This is a genomic window from Candidatus Nitrosocosmicus agrestis (assembly GCF_008389435.1).
GTDB lineage: Archaea > Thermoproteota > Nitrososphaeria > Nitrososphaerales > Nitrososphaeraceae > Nitrosocosmicus > Nitrosocosmicus agrestis.
Window position 1 is genome coordinate 34,312 of the sequence record NZ_VUYS01000011.1, and the last position, 17,001, is coordinate 51,312.

The 17,001-nt window shown below is 33.0% G+C and carries 12 protein-coding genes; 7 read left to right on the top strand and 5 right to left on the bottom strand.

Going from position 1 to position 17,001, the window contains the following annotated elements; translation table 11 throughout:
- Positions 1-64 precede the first annotated feature (64 nt).
- Together F1Z66_RS08380 and F1Z66_RS08385 are read left to right on the top strand one after the other, a co-directional pair.
- Complete coding sequence (locus F1Z66_RS08380; protein ID WP_149863167.1) at positions 65-1,864, top strand: patatin-like phospholipase family protein; 1,800 nt, start codon at positions 65-67, stop codon at positions 1,862-1,864.
- Positions 1,865-2,377: 513 nt separating this feature from the next.
- Positions 2,378-2,584 (top strand): hypothetical protein, encoded by a 207-nt coding sequence (locus F1Z66_RS08385; RefSeq protein ID WP_149863168.1) that lies wholly within the window; start codon positions 2,378-2,380, stop codon positions 2,582-2,584.
- Positions 2,585-3,760: 1,176 nt separating this feature from the next.
- Here F1Z66_RS08385 and F1Z66_RS08395 read toward each other — a convergent pair.
- The 3 genes from F1Z66_RS08395 to F1Z66_RS08405 all read right to left on the bottom strand — a co-directional run bounded on the left by F1Z66_RS08395 (position 3,761) and on the right by F1Z66_RS08405 (position 7,039).
- Entirely contained in the window at positions 3,761-4,336 is a 576-nt protein-coding gene (locus F1Z66_RS08395; RefSeq protein ID WP_149863170.1) for a hypothetical protein, read from the bottom strand.
- A gap of 863 nt (positions 4,337-5,199) precedes the next feature.
- Positions 5,200-5,715: a hypothetical protein gene (locus tag F1Z66_RS08400; protein WP_149863171.1), complete on the bottom strand. Its 516-nt coding sequence runs from the start codon at positions 5,713-5,715 to the stop codon at positions 5,200-5,202.
- Positions 5,716-5,845: 130 nt separating this feature from the next.
- Positions 5,846-7,039, bottom strand: coding sequence for a hypothetical protein (locus tag F1Z66_RS08405; protein WP_149863172.1), 1,194 nt, complete (start codon positions 7,037-7,039; stop codon positions 5,846-5,848).
- 624 nt (positions 7,040-7,663) lie between these two features.
- Here F1Z66_RS08405 and F1Z66_RS08410 point away from each other — a divergent pair.
- Positions 7,664-8,269, top strand: a complete 606-nt coding sequence (locus F1Z66_RS08410) for a hemerythrin domain-containing protein (RefSeq protein ID WP_159357675.1) — start codon at positions 7,664-7,666, stop codon at positions 8,267-8,269.
- 212 nt (positions 8,270-8,481) lie between these two features.
- Here the strand turns inward: F1Z66_RS08410 and F1Z66_RS08415 are convergent, their stop codons facing one another.
- Together F1Z66_RS08415 and F1Z66_RS08420 are read right to left on the bottom strand one after the other, a co-directional pair.
- On the bottom strand, positions 8,482-8,814 hold the full coding sequence (locus F1Z66_RS08415; RefSeq protein WP_149863174.1) for an antibiotic biosynthesis monooxygenase family protein: 333 nt from the start codon (positions 8,812-8,814) through the stop codon (positions 8,482-8,484).
- Positions 8,815-8,835: 21 nt separating this feature from the next.
- The gene (locus F1Z66_RS08420; protein ID WP_149863223.1) at positions 8,836-9,378 is read right to left on the bottom strand and encodes a 4Fe-4S dicluster domain-containing protein; all 543 of its coding nucleotides are present in this window, start codon (positions 9,376-9,378) and stop codon (positions 8,836-8,838) included.
- Positions 9,379-10,215: 837 nt separating this feature from the next.
- Here F1Z66_RS08420 and F1Z66_RS08425 point away from each other — a divergent pair.
- The 4 genes from F1Z66_RS08425 (at position 10,216) to F1Z66_RS08440 (ending at position 16,738) form a co-directional block, all read left to right on the top strand.
- Positions 10,216-11,280, top strand: a complete 1,065-nt coding sequence (locus F1Z66_RS08425) for a multicopper oxidase domain-containing protein (RefSeq protein ID WP_149863175.1) — start codon at positions 10,216-10,218, stop codon at positions 11,278-11,280.
- Positions 11,281-11,292: 12 nt separating this feature from the next.
- A complete protein-coding gene (locus F1Z66_RS08430) occupies positions 11,293-14,079 on the top strand; it encodes a multicopper oxidase domain-containing protein (protein WP_159357674.1) in 2,787 nt (928 codons plus the stop codon).
- Positions 14,080-15,798: 1,719 nt separating this feature from the next.
- The gene (locus tag F1Z66_RS08435; protein WP_149863177.1) at positions 15,799-16,299 is read left to right on the top strand and encodes a CBS domain-containing protein; all 501 of its coding nucleotides are present in this window, start codon (positions 15,799-15,801) and stop codon (positions 16,297-16,299) included.
- Between the two features lie 175 nt (positions 16,300-16,474).
- Positions 16,475-16,738 carry a hypothetical protein gene (locus tag F1Z66_RS08440; RefSeq protein ID WP_149863178.1) on the top strand — a complete coding sequence of 88 codons (264 nt, stop codon included), beginning with the start codon at positions 16,475-16,477 and terminating at the stop codon, positions 16,736-16,738.
- Positions 16,739-17,001: the final 263 nt, after the last annotated feature.

Here is a 17,001-nt window from a genome sequence, read left to right on the forward strand (position 1 = left end):
TGTAACTTGGCAATATACTTAAATAGATTTTTATAATACTCATGGGTTATGCAGACTATAGCCAATGATCATAAAAAACGAGAAATCAGTGATATTCACGAAAAATAAAAAAGGTGAGACTGTTGGCATACCAACCAAACAAAGAGCATTAGTTTTACAAGGGGGAGGTGCTTTAGGATATTATGAAATAGGTGTTTTACAGTCGATATGTGAATACCTGTTTAATAGAATAAATTCAGAGAACGAAACTGAAGAGAAAATAGAAGCAAGAAATGTTAAAGGATCAAACGCAAAACCTAATGATGAACCTTACAAAATTAATACCATTGTAAAAAATAATCAAGACAGTGAACAACTTTTTGATATTATTGCAGGCGTATCTATTGGTGCAATCAATGCAGTATTTCTGGTAGATTATGTCTTGAAGAATAATGGAAAATGGAAAGGGGCAGATTCAAAGCTCAAGGAATTTTGGAACAACTTTAAAGCAAATACATATGCTGAATCTAATCCCTGGTTTACAACAATGTGGGAAGGTCTCAGATTTTTTAATAATGGACTTGCATCAACGGAGGCAGCCCGGCGATACTGGTCATTTTATGAACTTGCTTGTTTATCTCCGCCTTTCGGAGGAACTTCACCGAACCTGTGTAATTCTTCTATGCAATTTGATACACGATATTTTAGTCATCTTAATAATTTTCTAGCCTATGATTATAAACCACTCATAAACCTAATGGAAAGAAGCATTAACTATCCAATAAAAACAGATTTTGAGAAAAATCAACCGAGACTTTTATTGATTTCAGTAGACGTTAAAGACTGTTCTACTGCTGTTACTTTTGATAGTTATAGAAGTTACAAAAGTGTATGTGATGTATGTGGACTCGACCTGAAACAAAATAACTTATTGGCAATGCATATTATTGACCATGTCAAAGAGATTTCTGATACTAATAAAAGTATCAATAATAAAATAATTTATAAAAGTATTCCTACTACTGAAAATAATAACCATTACAATGATGATACAGACAAGGAGCACATCTGGACTTCTATATATGGAGATGAAGTAGTAGATAATGGTGTAAGAAAGCATGTCATTTCCTACAATGGTATAGACAATGACATTCTAATGGCTAGTTGTCTGTTTCCATACTCAAACTATCACACAAGTCTCTATGATTTGGTATCTAAGGAACTTCGGACATTTTGGGACGGAGCATTTTTAAGTAATACTCCTTTAAGAGAACTACTTCAAAAACATAAAGATTTTTGGACCAGTTATTTTAACGCAAATGACATTGATTACGATAAAATGGGAGAATGCCAAAGTGAAATAAATCAAAATACAAGTTTAGGGCCATCTTCTGTTAAACCAAAAATTCCTGACCTAGAAGTTTTTATTGTCAACCTTTATCCTGCATTGGAAACAAAGGATGATTCAATTCCAAAAGATAGAGACAAAATTGAAGACAGAATGAATGACATACGTTTTCACGATCGTTCTAAATATGATGAAAAAGTGGCTCATCTTGTAACTGATTATATTGATTTGACTAGACGGTTAATAAGATTAGCAAAGGAGACAGGAAAAATAAGTGAGGAACAACTAAATGATATAATGGGGATCACTGGAGAGTCAACCTCACGTGATGTTAAAAAGCAAAGGAATTTTTTAAGCCTTGTGGAAGATAAATTTTTGGTTAAGGTTTATCGTATAGATAGACAGGACGACATAAATACTATTTATGGTAAAGCAAGCGATTTTACACCTACAACTCTGGAAAATTTATACAAAGAAGGCGTTAAAGACACTAACAGATTGTTTCATAATTTGTACAAAAAGACAAGCATCATTTGATCAACTCTGATTTTTATCATACATTTTCTATTGGATTTAAATATAATAGTGCCAATTTCAGCCTCTGTTCATTTAACGAAATCTTATAGCTTGAAGATGCTTTATCTCCTTTATGATTACCAGAAATAAAACACCTTCAAAGTATGTTTGCTATGGACTACATCTATACTTTTCAGGTCTTTCTCTTAGAATCTTAGAAAAGCCACTGAAAGATTATCTCAATTGTTTAAACGAAATCACGTTTCCATCTGAAATTGGATTCAAAAGTATCATGTTAGAATAATCTCGTAGAAAAGAAAAAGGATTTTGGAATTTATCGTCGACGAGACTTTGCTTAGGGTTGGTTCAGAATATGTATGGCTCTGGGTGGCTATTGAACCTGAAGCTAAGCAAAGACTCTAGCTATCTTTATCTAAAGAGAGAAACATATTTGTATTCGAAAGATATCCTTCAGGTTTAGTAAAAATCCACTAGAAGCATCTTGTATCCACAGATGGCGGAACATGGCATCTGATGGTTTGCAGATTCCTTGGGTTAGAACATCATATTCATTCTTCAGTAGAGAAGAGCCTTATAGAAATGAAAATGCAGTACATTAAAGACAGAACGGAAAGTTTTGATGATTACTTTCCTTGTAGACTAAAGAACTATATACTAAAACATGTAGGTAATTGGTTGAATTTATTTGTTGATTATCACAACAACGAGTTAATCCGTTAAATGAATAGAGCCATCAATTGTTATGATGCATTTTAAATACCTTGATTCACACTTTTAGATATTGACTGATCATGGTGTGCAAAGGAATATGTATCAGGCACAAAGCGTCTAAATCTAGGAAGAGTAATTCTCATTATTTATTAAATCATAAACGCTGTCAAATTTGTCAAATATTCCTTGAATGGAAGGCGGGTTTTAAATGTCCATGCTGCGGTTCTAAACTGAGAACCAAACCTCGAAATAAAAAATTCAAAAACATGTATCGTGAAGACATGGATAAAAAAGGAACAACAACAAATTCTTTACTCTAGACAGTACCATTTTATTATTGATATATAAAACGAATACTGGACATTCCGGAAAAATATTTACTGCGATAGAGGTTGCATCTAAAATATCAAATTAAACCACCAATTAATACCTGTAATAATTCCTAAAAGGAACTATTATTAAATGGCCGCTATTAGTATGTAACTAAAAAAACAATCTTTCAATTTTGTACCTCTACTCTATTAACTCTTTCCAATATTTTTCAGTGGGTGACAACAACAGTTTAACAAGAAAATGGTAATTTTTTTTTGAATCTTTGATGTCATTCTATCATAATAGGTAAATGAGTAAAACGGGGAATGGCTTGAGAGTTAGAAGTTCTCCTTCAGATTTTGCTAATAACTAAAACTTGTACTAAACGGCAAATTATTCCACTACCTCTCTTTCAAATCTTTTTTGGTCATACTTCAAATAAATAACAATTAACAATGTCTTCCACAAGTTGTCTCTTATCACTATAATTTAGTAACCAGGCTTGTACAATACAATGCTATATGCCATTAAATCTAGTTGAAATTCAATATTAAAAGTTGTATGACAATGTCGCCTCAGACTTGTTTTATGCTTGCATAGTAATCATCATGATTCTTCAATCAAGTTCTTATAGTATGAGAATACATGATTCTTCTATTCAGTTAGCAAATCATAAATCGATTTATTAGTACTATATCTATTTTAAGTTCCACAAGTCCATTACTATCTTAAGGAACTATCATATTTACCAACATTAATTGACCTTTTAGTTATAAAAAAAAGTCAATTGAGCTCTTTTACCTACGGTACTCAAACCTCCTTGTACTTCGGTTATGGGATAGTAATATTTTTTAGACATTGCAATTGATTTACTTATTGGTAACTATGATCATTAAGATCATTAACAAAAAATGACTTTTCATAAAAGTGAATAGGTATATTTTTGTCAACATTTTCTTCCTGTGAATCACTCCATATGCCTACTATTACTCTATACTCGCCTTTTGGAGCAGATTCTGGGATTTTCCATGACCATTCAAACCAATTGGTTTTTACATTGCGACCATGAATCTTTCCTAAATCAAATGGAATATTATGAATATTCCAAGCATTCTGTATGTTCCCATTGATGGTCATATCACAAAAAGATGTTACATTGCCACTTGCATCATCTAAATGAATTGTATTGGGTGGAAAAAATGAATGTTTAGGTGGGATAATTTCTGCGGCAAAATAACTGTATTGTGTATTGCCAAAAAATCGTGATTTAAAAATAACGACATCATTATTTTTGTCATATTTTTCCTGTTTATTTTTTATTTCACCTTCAAAGATTGAATCGCCTATATAGACAAATCGATTTGTTTTTATATTCTCATCGTCAGTATTCTTTTTTCTCAAAATAATATCAATTAATTTAGAAATACTCATTCCACACCGATTATACATTCTTGTCCACCGGAATTGTTTCAAGATTTAATGAATGTAAGATACTTGACTAATATAACAATTTTATAAAATCGAACAATTACATTGCATGGTGCTTTGTAATAACGAGTTGAACCTTTCCACTTGGTCAACTTATATTCCCATGGGTATAGACGAAATATCCTTTGTTTATATTAGCTCAGTGATAACATATTTCAAAGATAAATACCATCTTTGTTCTCATCCTGGCAACCAATTCTTTACTTAGATAATGGCAATCTGGCTCCATTTCAGAAATTCATGATGCTTCTGTAGATTCTAAATCTAAAAGAAAGTGTCAAGAAGAATTGTATGGTTTCTTTGATTTTCTTAAACTACCTCGCCAGACAGTTAATGAAAAGGTATCTTTGTTATTTAATACAACAGAACAAAAAGAAAAAATTAATTGGAAGGCAAACTCAATTTTTTTTTATATCAGAACCAAAGAGATATTTTAAAAGCCAATCTAAAATTAACCTGGAACCTTCAAAAAGGGATCACTCAAATAAACCAATACAAATCTCAACTTTGTTATGTCTAATTCTATGTAACTACTTGTGATAACAACCTTAAATGAGGTTTCTAGTGAAACTCTCAACCAAGTTAGAATATTTATTATTTAGGCACGCCATCTAAAAGGCATGTAAATCAATCAAAGATGAATGAGGATAATAAAACTAAACAAATTACAATTTATGAAAAATTTTTTTAACGATATTGGACTCCAATTAATGTAATTACAAAGAATCGTCAAGGCATAACGGCAATGTCAGAAGGCTTATGTTTTAATTTCTCACAGCATCTAACCACAATCAAGAAAATGGTTATAATTTAATATGATTTGATTAATTCTTCTCTGGATGTTCTTTTGAATCATCATTGTTTGACGGTTCATGTAGCTTTGTATCTGTTGGGTAAGAGAAGTTGAAAAATGCCATAGGAAGTATTTTTGTGGATAAAATGCTGGTATATATTTTAGTACTAAATTGATTTAAAGTTTCCATGAAATAAATACCTTGAATGGTTAATCTGTAAATATCCAAAGTTGATCGTGCTAATTGATTGTCAATATTTTCTTTTTTGATGATTTTTTTGTTAATTTGGGTCTTAATCCCATTTAATTCTGCTGTTTTTGCCGTCACCTCCACAGACAAGTTTTTTAGATGCTTTAGATTGTCGATGAAAAGTTGCCATCTTTGGGTACTCTTACTACTGGTTTCTAATTTATTACCTTGTGAATAATAGTTCATAAAGGATTTGTCTGGATGAAATGCAAACTGACCACTTAAGAATCCCTTCATTAATAGGTCAATTCCAATGATATCAAATACAGTTACACCATTCTTTTGCAAATATTCCATACTTTGTACTGCAGCAACCTTTATATTTATAAAAGTTCTATAGCCTGGAATCTCCTCTTCTGTTTTTCTTTTCTCTTCATTGAGGCTATTTATCGTACTCTCAAAGCCAAGTTTACTGTCATACTGGTTTTTAACATCTTAGAAATTTTTGTATGGCTTCATTTTTGTCAATATTATTGTCAGATGCAATGTATACTACAAGACTTGATAACTGTTCAAGCTCCTTTGCTCCAAAACCCAGGTCTTCCATCTCTTCAACTTTTTTGATTTTTTTCTCAAGCTTGTAAACTTGAGCTTTTAACGAAATAGTTTGTTGGTATAAATCATTTCTCGTATCCAATTGGGAATCAATAATTTTCTTTAATGAATCAAACTCTTCTTTAAGGCATTCGATACTTTCGTATAGGTTTAATATCTTAACTGCATCAAAATTGTATTTCTTAAAATCATCAATTGCCTTGGCAAATGGTCCATATACTTGTTTGATGTCTATATTATAGTTGTTCATTAAAACTTCATGTTGGCTCGAATACCATCTTAAATATTGTAATGTGAAATTTTCTTTCTTTCCAATATCGTTTAACTGCTTGACCTTTTTATTAATTTGATTCTTTAAATCTACTTTGTAATCGTTTAATAATTTTATTTGTCTTTTAATTATGGTATGGCGTCTTTTCTCCCTTTCTATATATGTTGATAACTCTGAAACCTTTGGAATGGTGTATGATTTGATATATGGAATTTGTGATTCATCTGAATCTGTGTTAACTTTATTAGCCCAGTTCTGGTTGTCTTCAAGATGTGGTGCAAATTCAATCAAGTTTTTGGCCCAATTAACTAGTTCATCGGGAGAGATGCCATAATTTTTACAGCCTTGATATACCTTGCTTATAAAATCGTATATTTCGTTATTGTTATGATTATTGTTGAACTTTTGGACTGAAAAGTTGTTTGCTTCAATCTTTTCAGTTAAATCTGACGAGTTATTGTTGTCATAAAGCGGATTAGAAAGTAGTTGATTTTCTTCGTATTCATCAAAAAAATCACGTTCGAATTCGTCATTTATATCAAATTTCTTTAACATTTTTGCTATTCGAAATCCTATTAAACAATCATTTATTGAGATATTGGATTGATTCAAACGCATCTTAAATCTCCTCACCTCGTCAACTTTATCTTCTCCAATCTCTTTTTTCCATGCTTTGATGGTATTAAAAATCGAACCCTTCGAAAACCCTGTTTCCTCACTAATCTTATCCAGGGTCTTGGAATCTAGGTACTTTGTAATGATTATTTCTTTTACTTCTTTTGTAATCTTGGTCATTTATAATAGTAGCACAATGGTATATGGGTAATTGTTTATATCTTGTTCAAAAATCAAGTCAAAATAGTCGTAATCCTAGTCAAAAAGTCAAAAATTTAGTCAAAAATTTATTTTCTTCTACCAATAAGCAATAGGTTTATCACTTGAAAATTTTAAATTAATATCCTTCTTAATGTTTTACACTTGCAAAAAATCATTGAAGTCCAAAAAACCGCTTTCGATAAGTACCTTGGATTGATATATTTTATAGTTGAATTAGTCCATTATTATATTTTATTTTGATAATTTAAGACAATCCTTTTTTGTTCCCTCGGAGATGATTTTTTGATAAATTCAGGTTTCTACTTCAGCTGGATACAAGAAGTGAGTAAAGATTGTGTTAATTCTTTTTAAAATAAATATTCTGAGAAATAATTGTTTATTGTTGTATATATATTCAATCATGCCTTCAATGCTAAGAAGGGTGATACAAATTGAAAAATAAAATTAGATGTAGTCTCAATATCTCTATTAAAAAATCGTCACTTCCAATATTAATATCATATATGACTAAATAATCGTCTATTATGAAATGCAGGAATTTGCAAAGGGTTAAAGAGATAGTAATTGCATATTAAATCTATTTTGAGTTCAACAAGAAATCTAAAAGATGATCATATTGTCATACGAAGAGTTAGGGATATAGCACAAACCTGCTCTTATAAGCTATACAATAATATCTATGTTCCTATCGAACATATTGAAATCATTTCAGTAATCATAGAAGAATTTGTAGATAATTTTCATCATGGAAAAGAAGAAAAAGCTTATTTTCCTGAAACAAAAGGCAAAAATAATTTTGCCGAAGATGTACGCAAGTTCCTGATTGAACATGAATTGGGAAGAAGGATAGCAAATATGTTGAGGAGAGAAATTAGAGTATGGAGGGAAAAAGAAAAATCTGGGCTTCTCAAAAAATACGATACTGGTATTAAAGAATTAAATCAAATGGAACCAATAGCAAGATTTTTGAAGTCATATGCGATTTTCATCGACGATCATACAGGAAAAGAAGACAAATTCTTTGATTTGATCATGTCTAAAGCGGTTATAACAAATGAAGAAGACAATCATCTGTTAAAGCACTATGAACTGTGCAAAAATCAGGTGGGAGGAAAGGAACGTATTGAGGAGATGATAAAACTAATAGAATATCTTGAAGTGCAAGATTGGATGAAATCAACTAATTAAAATATGAAATTTAGTTGCTTAAATATAAGAAAGACAATTCTCGGATTTTTTGTTGTTTGAGAGTTATAATGGTTTTTGTAATCTTGATGTATATAATTGGGAATAAGTGAGTTACTACCTGAGTTAAACATCGTGGCACCACATCTATCCCAAAATCTTTTCATGATTTGATGAACTTTCATTTAAGCTGTCCTTTGGATTTCATAATGCTTTCATAAATTCGATGAGCCATCGGAGCAAGTACTAATTATTTCATTCCCTGTATCAATCAATTGGTAGATTTCGGGTATAGGATTCCCATGAAATATAGTAGCAGTTCTTTCATGAATCTTTTTATGAGTATCGCTTTGATGCAATATAGTAAATGAATCCATCGAATCAAACTCTACCGCAGCAACATATCCTCCATTTTTGCACTGTAACAATCTTCTTGATATTAAACCAGGAGTTTTTTTTAAAAGGTAATTTGACCATTCAAACCATTTAATAAAATCTTTATCACGTCCGGCGTTTATTGTAGGAAATTTTGCGATTACTATTATCATTTAATCAGTACCTTCATAAATTCAGTGACTGTGGGGAGGTGGTGCACTACCTTTAGAGAGTGATTCATTGTAGGTTCTCGATTCTCTTTCATGAAATTCGAGATTAGATTGATCCACTTTAATGGCCAGAGGTGGACATACGGAAACACATGCCATACACCAGATACAATCATGTTCTCTAATTGGATCCGATTTATCTGAATAATCCTTTCGTCCTTCTCTATCATGGTTTTCGCCTTCGTCGCCACTTGTTGCGTTTACCATCTCAATGGCAGGAATATCATTTGCTGTTCGATACCATTGAAATACTTGTACAGGACATGCTTCAATACATGCTCCATCTGCTACACATGAGTCCCAGTCGACTGCAACCATAGTACCGTGAACGCCTAAAGGAACATAGGTCTCATTTCTTTTTTTATATGCATTTTGTACTTCAGCGTTGGTTGCAGATTCAGCATCCGACCTTCCGGGTCCCCAAACAAAATGAAAATGTTCATCATCAACATGGTCGTGTCTACCTACTACTTTGTGATTCTTTGGGAAATCAGAATCTATTGGCATGTCATTTTTAGTCAAGTAAATCAAATTAAATATGATGTATCCATTGCAAACGTATGCAAATAGGTTTACGATTCAATAAAAAAAAGATCTTAATACGATAAATATGGACATGACTAATCATTGGAGTAGATCTTTTTCATTTCAATCAGAAATTAAATTTCAATTAATCAGTATCAATTTTACCTAGTGATTCTTAATGACTTTACACGTCAAAATAGCTTTCTAATTATAAATAACCAAATGTTTTTTTAATAGATGGTGAATGTGATCACTTTAATTGAATCCAAACAAGATGCATATCAATATACGTTTGATAAAATACTAATGTTGAATATACAACTACTATTTGAGAAGGTGCGATGGGATAGACGATAATGTACGAATGAAAAATACTTTAGCTGATTTACCCATCGACCACCAAAGGCTATGAAACTCAACCGAATATTGTGAATAGCCAATTTATCTTGCATTTTTTTGGTGAGTATTTTTTTAGTCAAAATTGCTTTTGCTCAGTCAATTTTGTTATTCAGTATGGATAATATATTTTTCAGATATAATAATGTTTCCTTAAAAGATATTGCAATTGAAATGACTGCACTCAATTGCACTACAGCTTATTTAAGATCTCATTTAGATAGCCAACATTAAGAGCACAGAAACGAAGTTTAATTTTTTTGAGATAAAAAACTCGAATAGAATTGCGTTGGGAAAATAAGAAATATTCTGATATTCGTTATAAACACCATCGCTTGCTTTTGGTTGCATCCAAGGACTTAGTTTTGCACTCAATACTGATCTATTAAATAACACTGTTATGTACATTGGTTGATCAGCTTATTGACCATACGAAAGTTACTTAGTTTGAAACTAGTCGTAATCACGATGACTATAGGGTTAGTTATCGCAAATGCAGTATCATTTGGGAGCATAGGTAATGCAATTGCTCAATCAAACCAAAAAACGGAACAAAGATCTCATCCAAAAAACCATGAAATTCAAATGGGTGTTAAGGAACTTAGTGATGATAGAATTGCTTACAAAATTAATAAATACATTTTACGAGACCTTGTCGATAACAGTACAACTGATATAACTTCCAATTATGATAATCATATTCCGATACCAGGACCTACCATTGTGGCCAACGAGGGTGACAAAATTGAGATAACCTTAATAAACGAGATGGGTTGGGGTTATCCAAGTGTTCATACACATGGCGCTCATTATCGCATAGCTAGTGACGGGACCCTGAAGGATTTGAACAAGGTTTCGGATCAAGCTGCATCACCTTCTCAACCTTATACTTTTGAATGGGATGCAGGCAACGGAACTGCTGGGTCGTGGCCATTTCATGATCACACTTTAGGAAGAAACGTCTTCGGAAAAAGCATGGATGGGCTGGAGACTGTGGGACTGTTTTCTAGCATAATAATAAATCCTGCTAATGGGAAAGTAGATGCTTTAATAGATGGTATCCCGACAAAGGTAAATGTCAAAGATATTGACAAGGATTTTATATTGTTTGTAAATGATGATGTCTTTTGGGGCAGTGAAATTGATTATACCAAAAATGGAAAACATACTCAATTGGGTATTAATCCGACTTTGACGGCAGCAAATAATAGCATCGTCAGGTTCAATATTCAATCTATTGGAAATGAATTTCATAATTTTGAAATGAATAACGTTCATTGGCTTAAACCTGGAACAAATACACAAATCAACTCTCACTTGATTGGCCCACTCGCAAATCATGTGTTTACAATCAAAGCAGACTCAAATGCTACTTATTTTGACAATTCCAAGATAAACCTTCTTGCAGGAATGAAAGGAAATTTTGTAGTAGCCGATAATAATGGGAAAAGTAGCATGAATCCAGAAAGAGACGCTAATGTAATTTAAGGGATGAGAACTTTGGTTAAGCATACTAAACCAATCAAATGGGGGCAAATCGGAATGAGAAGGATTCTTCCTATGATTATTGCATCTTTAATCTTAACATCGGCTCTAATTCCGGCTGGGGTAATTCAAAGCACCAAAGCATTCATACCTATCCCTCAAGCAAAAAATAATGATGGCAAGGTTTTCGATACACTATCCTCAAATATTTCAACAAATAATACTGATGCTAACAAATCTCTGACAAGTTCTTCTATACATGATATAACCATTGAAGAACAAGTGTTACCTGATGGCGAACCAGCTTATAAAATGTTAAGACATCTGATTAACAATAGCTTAGATGTAACTGGCAACTATAGTAATATTGCAACAATTCCAGGTCCTGCGATCGTAATTAATGAGGGAGATACGGTACATGTCAGTATTAAGCATTTAGATGGTAACATAACGCAGGAGGATTTCATTGCACCTCATCCTGGAACATTTGTATATCAAGATGACAAATTAGGAGACCGGGGTTTGTATGGTGTTGTCATTGTTAATCCGCATCATCAGATGACTGTAGCATTAGTTGATGGAAAAATAACTACGATACCGCTCAGCGAGATAGACAAAGATATCCTGTTATTTATGGTAGGCTCGACATTTTGGGGACTGGAAATTGCTAAAAATGGCACTCAGACACCCCTTTGGACTAATCCAGTACTCGTGGCACAAGAGAACCAAAAGGTTCGCTTTCATATAGTAGGCATTGGTCCTTCGTCAAATCCTAGCGGTCATTCTCATACATTTCATCTTCATGCTCACAGATGGGTGGATCAAGGTACAAATAATATTATAGATGTGAAGGAGATACACCCAGGAACTAGCCATGTATTCGTTATAGATTCAGGAGACGGTGTAGGACCAGGAGACTGGCAGTTTCACTGCCATGTTTTCGCTCACATGGAGGCAGGTATGATGTCCACATTCAAGGTATTACCTGCAAATTCTACTTCGGGTGCAAATAAAACAGTGGTTCAGACAAGCATTCCTGGTGCTTCACCTTACCATAACTTCGCCGCATTTTCTGTTAGTGATGAGCCAGGAAAGTGGTTTAGGAATCTAAAGGGTGATATATCAGGTACTGGAAGCGAATCACTTGCAATAATCAACAAATCAGGAACAGTTAACTTCATGATGGATGCCACAAATGGGGTTCATACAGTTTCAAGTATTATTTATCCAAAAAACGCCAATAACATGCCATTTAGCCAGATGATGGCATACAAAGGAGGAGCTATAGTAAAGTTGGAAGATCCTGGTCTCTATGTATTTGCATGTAGTCTTCATCCGTTCATGCTAGCAGCAGTCATTGTTGATGATCCAGCGACCAAAGGTTTGGATCTTGGCGCAGAACTAACTTTGGTTAATGGAGATACCATACCTACAAACAGTGAGTTAGCATTGAGATTGTTAAGAACTTTGTTTATCGTTACCTCTACTTCTAACTGGCAAGACTACTCCAACCAAACAAAACCATGGCATGTAACCTATCCAGATGTGGATGTAAGAATTGTTAATGACACAGTGGTAAATGTCAAAAATGTTTTGGAAAAAACATATGGTCAAAACCAGACACTAACTCCATTGTCAAATCCTGTTACACCAGCCGTAGGTGAAATCTGGATTGATACACAGTTTGAAAAAACATCTGGAAAGACCAAACCAGGAACTGCTACGGCAATTAACGGCACTACATGGAAAGTCAGCAAAAAAGTATCACTTCCTCAAATAGAAATGAATAATCCTCACAATATGTGGACCGATAGAAACCAGGACCTGATCTATCAGACAATGTGGTTTGATAACAGAACTTCTGTGTTTAACCGAACGTCAGGAGAACTCATAAAAGATATTCAAGTAGGCGACGATCCCTCCCATGTCATGACAGGAACCAAAACAGATAAACTATATGTTGCTTTAAATGGTGAAGACGGTGTTACAGTATTATCTCCAAATCCAGACTTTGAACCGAAAAAATTCATACTATTGCAGTCTCCAGCCTCACCATCGACACATCCACATGGACACTGGATGAGTGCAGATGATAGGTATATGGTGACGCCCGATGCGCTTACCGGCACAACTACCATTTATGATATGCTACAAGACAAAATAATAGGAAAAGTGAAGACGGGTGTTTCTCCAGTCGCAGTTGGGATGTTGCCAGATGGTAGCAAGTCTTATGTCGCGGACTTTTTTGACAGTAGCATAAGTGTAATAGATACAGCAAATGCGACTCTGTTAAAGAAAATTAACCTTCTTGAGAACTATGATCCAATAAGTGGTAATAAAACAGGGCCGATGGGATTTCTTCCTATACAAACACCTGTAAGTCCTGATGGCCAATACATGGTAACTGCAAATACTGGTGGCACAATAACTGTATTGGACACGGAAACTGATAAGGTTGTAAAGGAATTACCATGTGATCCCGGGTGTCATGGGGTCAACTTTGGAGCAAAGAAGGGCGGAGGATACTACGCCTATGTTTCCAGTACATTTTCAAATGAAGTTATAGTTGTGGATGGCGATCCCAATAACGATGGAGATCCAATAGACGCCAAAGTCGCCGGAAAGGTTTCTTTGGTTGCTTCTGCAAGTACCAAAACAGATGATACAATATCTGGCCTCGAAGGAACAGGAGGTCAAGGTGTCCTAGCAATTCCAAACGTATATGATGGATGGGTGCAAAACCTGCCTTCCTATTGGAAAGGACTCTTAACTGATGCACAACAGAACCCATCAGGTTTGTAACCCGAAACATAGACTCAAACATAAATCTTTTTTTTGTTAATTAATTAAATTACCTTATTTAATCAGTCTATTTAAAGATGCGCTATTGGAGGTCAGAATAAAAAATTCGTCAATGCCAAATTCAACCTAAACTTAATATTTTAATTCTTATCCGTACTCTTGACTTAATTTCTCAATTACAAAACAATTGATCTAGGGAATGGGATTATTTCACAATTCAAAAACTTTCAAGATTCAAGTAACAGCAATTTTCGCCTTGAAACTGTATAAACAAATCCGAGAAAGTGGATAGTTGTTTTTTTTAAAATACTAAATCAGGGATTAAAATACAGAAACCTATCTGAAAGTACTAGTTATTCCACTGGAATTTAGGGGTTGAATGGTTGAGTTACTTACAAGATACGAATATGTACCTTTCCATAATACCAAAAACAATCTTTTCTCTCCTATTTGTATTGGAATCCTCAAAAAAATTATATTTATTCAAAGACCCCAAAAGATTGGCTTCTAAGCATGATTTGTATGCCGCAGTATTCAATTTGATATCCTTATTTGAAATCAACAATGGAATTTGACATTTTAACCATTTTCTATTGCTCAAACAAGGTAAAATCGAAAATTTTATCACTAGTAATTTCATTGACTTTTTAGCCAGGTTAATTGCTTTATTGTTTTGATATTATTACGTGAGTCGTTACTTTTGATAATTGATTTCTAATATCTTATCTGACTAACTTGAGAAAAGAATATTTTGCTGCCTCTGTTTGCTATCAATTGCAAGTGATTCGTAAGTATTAAGTAGATGAAAAACGGGTATAATAGTACTGAAATTGATAAAAGAAAATACACGATGTGAATTATTCGCAGATATAGTCTGTGAATGTGGATATTGCTGCATTGATGGATAATCTTGAAAATAAAAATACGGCTATTAATAAAAGTATAAAAAATTAATCTAACAGGGTTTGAAACATCAAAAGCCAAATTTACTATTATTAGATAACAAATGACATATTCTTCCCCATCAATCGCTATCCTACCATATTTTTTTTGTTAATCTATTCTATCCCTTATAGGTTTGAAACTTTTAAAATCAGTATTTTATTTAATCGAATACCATTGACATTTGATAAATCTCCTTTTTCCGAGATGACAATTGATCAGGGGATCTAATTTTCCGAAGAAAAACCAAACTCTACTTTGTACCCTAGGTTATATATGAAATGCTAGTACAAATACATTAATCGTAATTAGTCAACGAATCATAAAGTAATACTCTCTAGTTTGGTAAGGATTTCGAAGAACTATAAAAAAAATTAAAATTCAATAACACAAGAGAGAAAAAGTAAGTATGCTAAAACAAAGATTCATGTTCATGTAGAAATTTTCTTCGCCGATTCGATCAAAAAAAAGAATAAAATTTGCTAAATAAGACGTTATTGATTTAGTAGTATTGGATATGGTGGGACCTAGAGGATTTTCAAGAATGATAGGATAACGAATCATGTGTCAAGAAATGCCACAAAACTACTGATAGGTTATTTGTCCAATATTGATCGTGTGATAATTGTAACGATAAGCAGTCTTTAGAATATCAACTCATAACATCTTTCCAATAATAGGATTCTAATTATCAGGTAAACCCAATTGAACGATCTGCATTGATTTATCATCTGTATAATATATAATTTAATATAATAACGACTGTAAGCATCTTACATGGGGTTAAGCTCTATAAGTATTTTAGAGGTCGTCAATAAAGACATTAAAGTAATAGATCAAGAACAAAATATTTTTGATACATCCAAGGTTATGATAGACAACAATATAGGTTCTGTTGTAATTATCGATAATAATGATAGCAAGAACCCGGTAGGTATTGTAACTGAGAGAGATATAGTAAGAATAGTAAGCACATTTTCATTGGCAGACTTGGAGGTTCCCGTAAGAGAACTCATGAGTTATCCATTAATCACACTCTCACAAAATGCATCAGTCCTAGACGCAATGAAATTGATGTATGAACGTAAAATAAGAAGGATTATTGTCTTGGAAGGAAATAACCTTGTAGGTATTGTTACGGAGCATGATATATTTAAGCTACTTATGAGCAATAAGGAATTAATTTCCACTGTTATCTCTAGTGATTTTCCAATACCTCAGAAAGACATATACGAAGATTTTTCACGATTTTGGTTTAGCAATTCTTTTTACAAATAGAATAGAGATATGATACGTAACAAGACCATCATGAGTTTGAAAATCTAATCGTCAAAACGATGCATAAGAGTAATATTATTTTTAGTTCTTTTATTTTGATGACAGTCACTATTGGTTTACCAAATAATAGTTATATATCACTCAAATTTTTAAGATGATTTAGGCACCAAAAGAAATGTATAAAGATAACAGATTAAACGAATGGTTCGTTCCGAAATTTGGCCCAGTAAGGTTCAGGCTGTTTTGCAGCATGCTCTTCCTACCTTATACAGGAATGTGTATTTCCTTTGTCAAATGGGGGAATATGATGGCAAACGATTATGGTCACGAAAGGTTAGGTGTAATCGCAATAATTTACTTTGTATCATTGGGAATTGCTGCACATGTAGCTGATAACATTGGAACAAAAAAAGATCAAACCCTGCAGTCATTCGCTTAGTAAAACTAGTCATGTACAATAGCAATAACAATCTGTTTGGTATTTTAATATCTGATGGAGATTTACCATTCTGTATTATTTTCACCGCTGTCAATACTGATTGGACTCGCAGAGGTTATTTTACTATCTGTATGATGGTAATTTTGAAATGTTTAATGGATCTAAGAACTTTTGTTTTTCTAATTTATTGTCATTGTTACCATTTTTCGGCTGAATTTGTAAATCAAACATATAAAGAAACTCTGGAGGCGATATTGATTTGA

Bases quoted from the DNA above. Each gene is read 5' to 3' on its own strand.
- F1Z66_RS08415 (WP_149863174.1), bottom strand. From the start codon at position 8,814: ATGATAATAGTAATCGCAAAATTTCCTACAATAAACGCCGGACGTGAT.
- F1Z66_RS08440 (WP_149863178.1), top strand. From the start codon at position 16,475: ATGTATAAAGATAACAGATTAAACGAATGGTTCGTTCCGAAATTTGGC.
- F1Z66_RS08395 (WP_149863170.1), bottom strand. From the start codon at position 4,336: ATGTATAATCGGTGTGGAATGAGTATTTCTAAATTAATTGATATTATT.
- F1Z66_RS08385 (WP_149863168.1), top strand. From the start codon at position 2,378: ATGGTTTGCAGATTCCTTGGGTTAGAACATCATATTCATTCTTCAGTA.
- F1Z66_RS08435 (WP_149863177.1), top strand. From the start codon at position 15,799: ATGGGGTTAAGCTCTATAAGTATTTTAGAGGTCGTCAATAAAGACATT.
- F1Z66_RS08405 (WP_149863172.1), bottom strand. From the start codon at position 7,039: ATGACCAAGATTACAAAAGAAGTAAAAGAAATAATCATTACAAAGTAC.
- F1Z66_RS08420 (WP_149863223.1), bottom strand. From the start codon at position 9,378: ATGCCAATAGATTCTGATTTCCCAAAGAATCACAAAGTAGTAGGTAGA.
- F1Z66_RS08400 (WP_149863171.1), bottom strand. From the start codon at position 5,715: ATGGAATATTTGCAAAAGAATGGTGTAACTGTATTTGATATCATTGGA.
- F1Z66_RS08380 (WP_149863167.1), top strand. From the start codon at position 65: ATGATCATAAAAAACGAGAAATCAGTGATATTCACGAAAAATAAAAAA.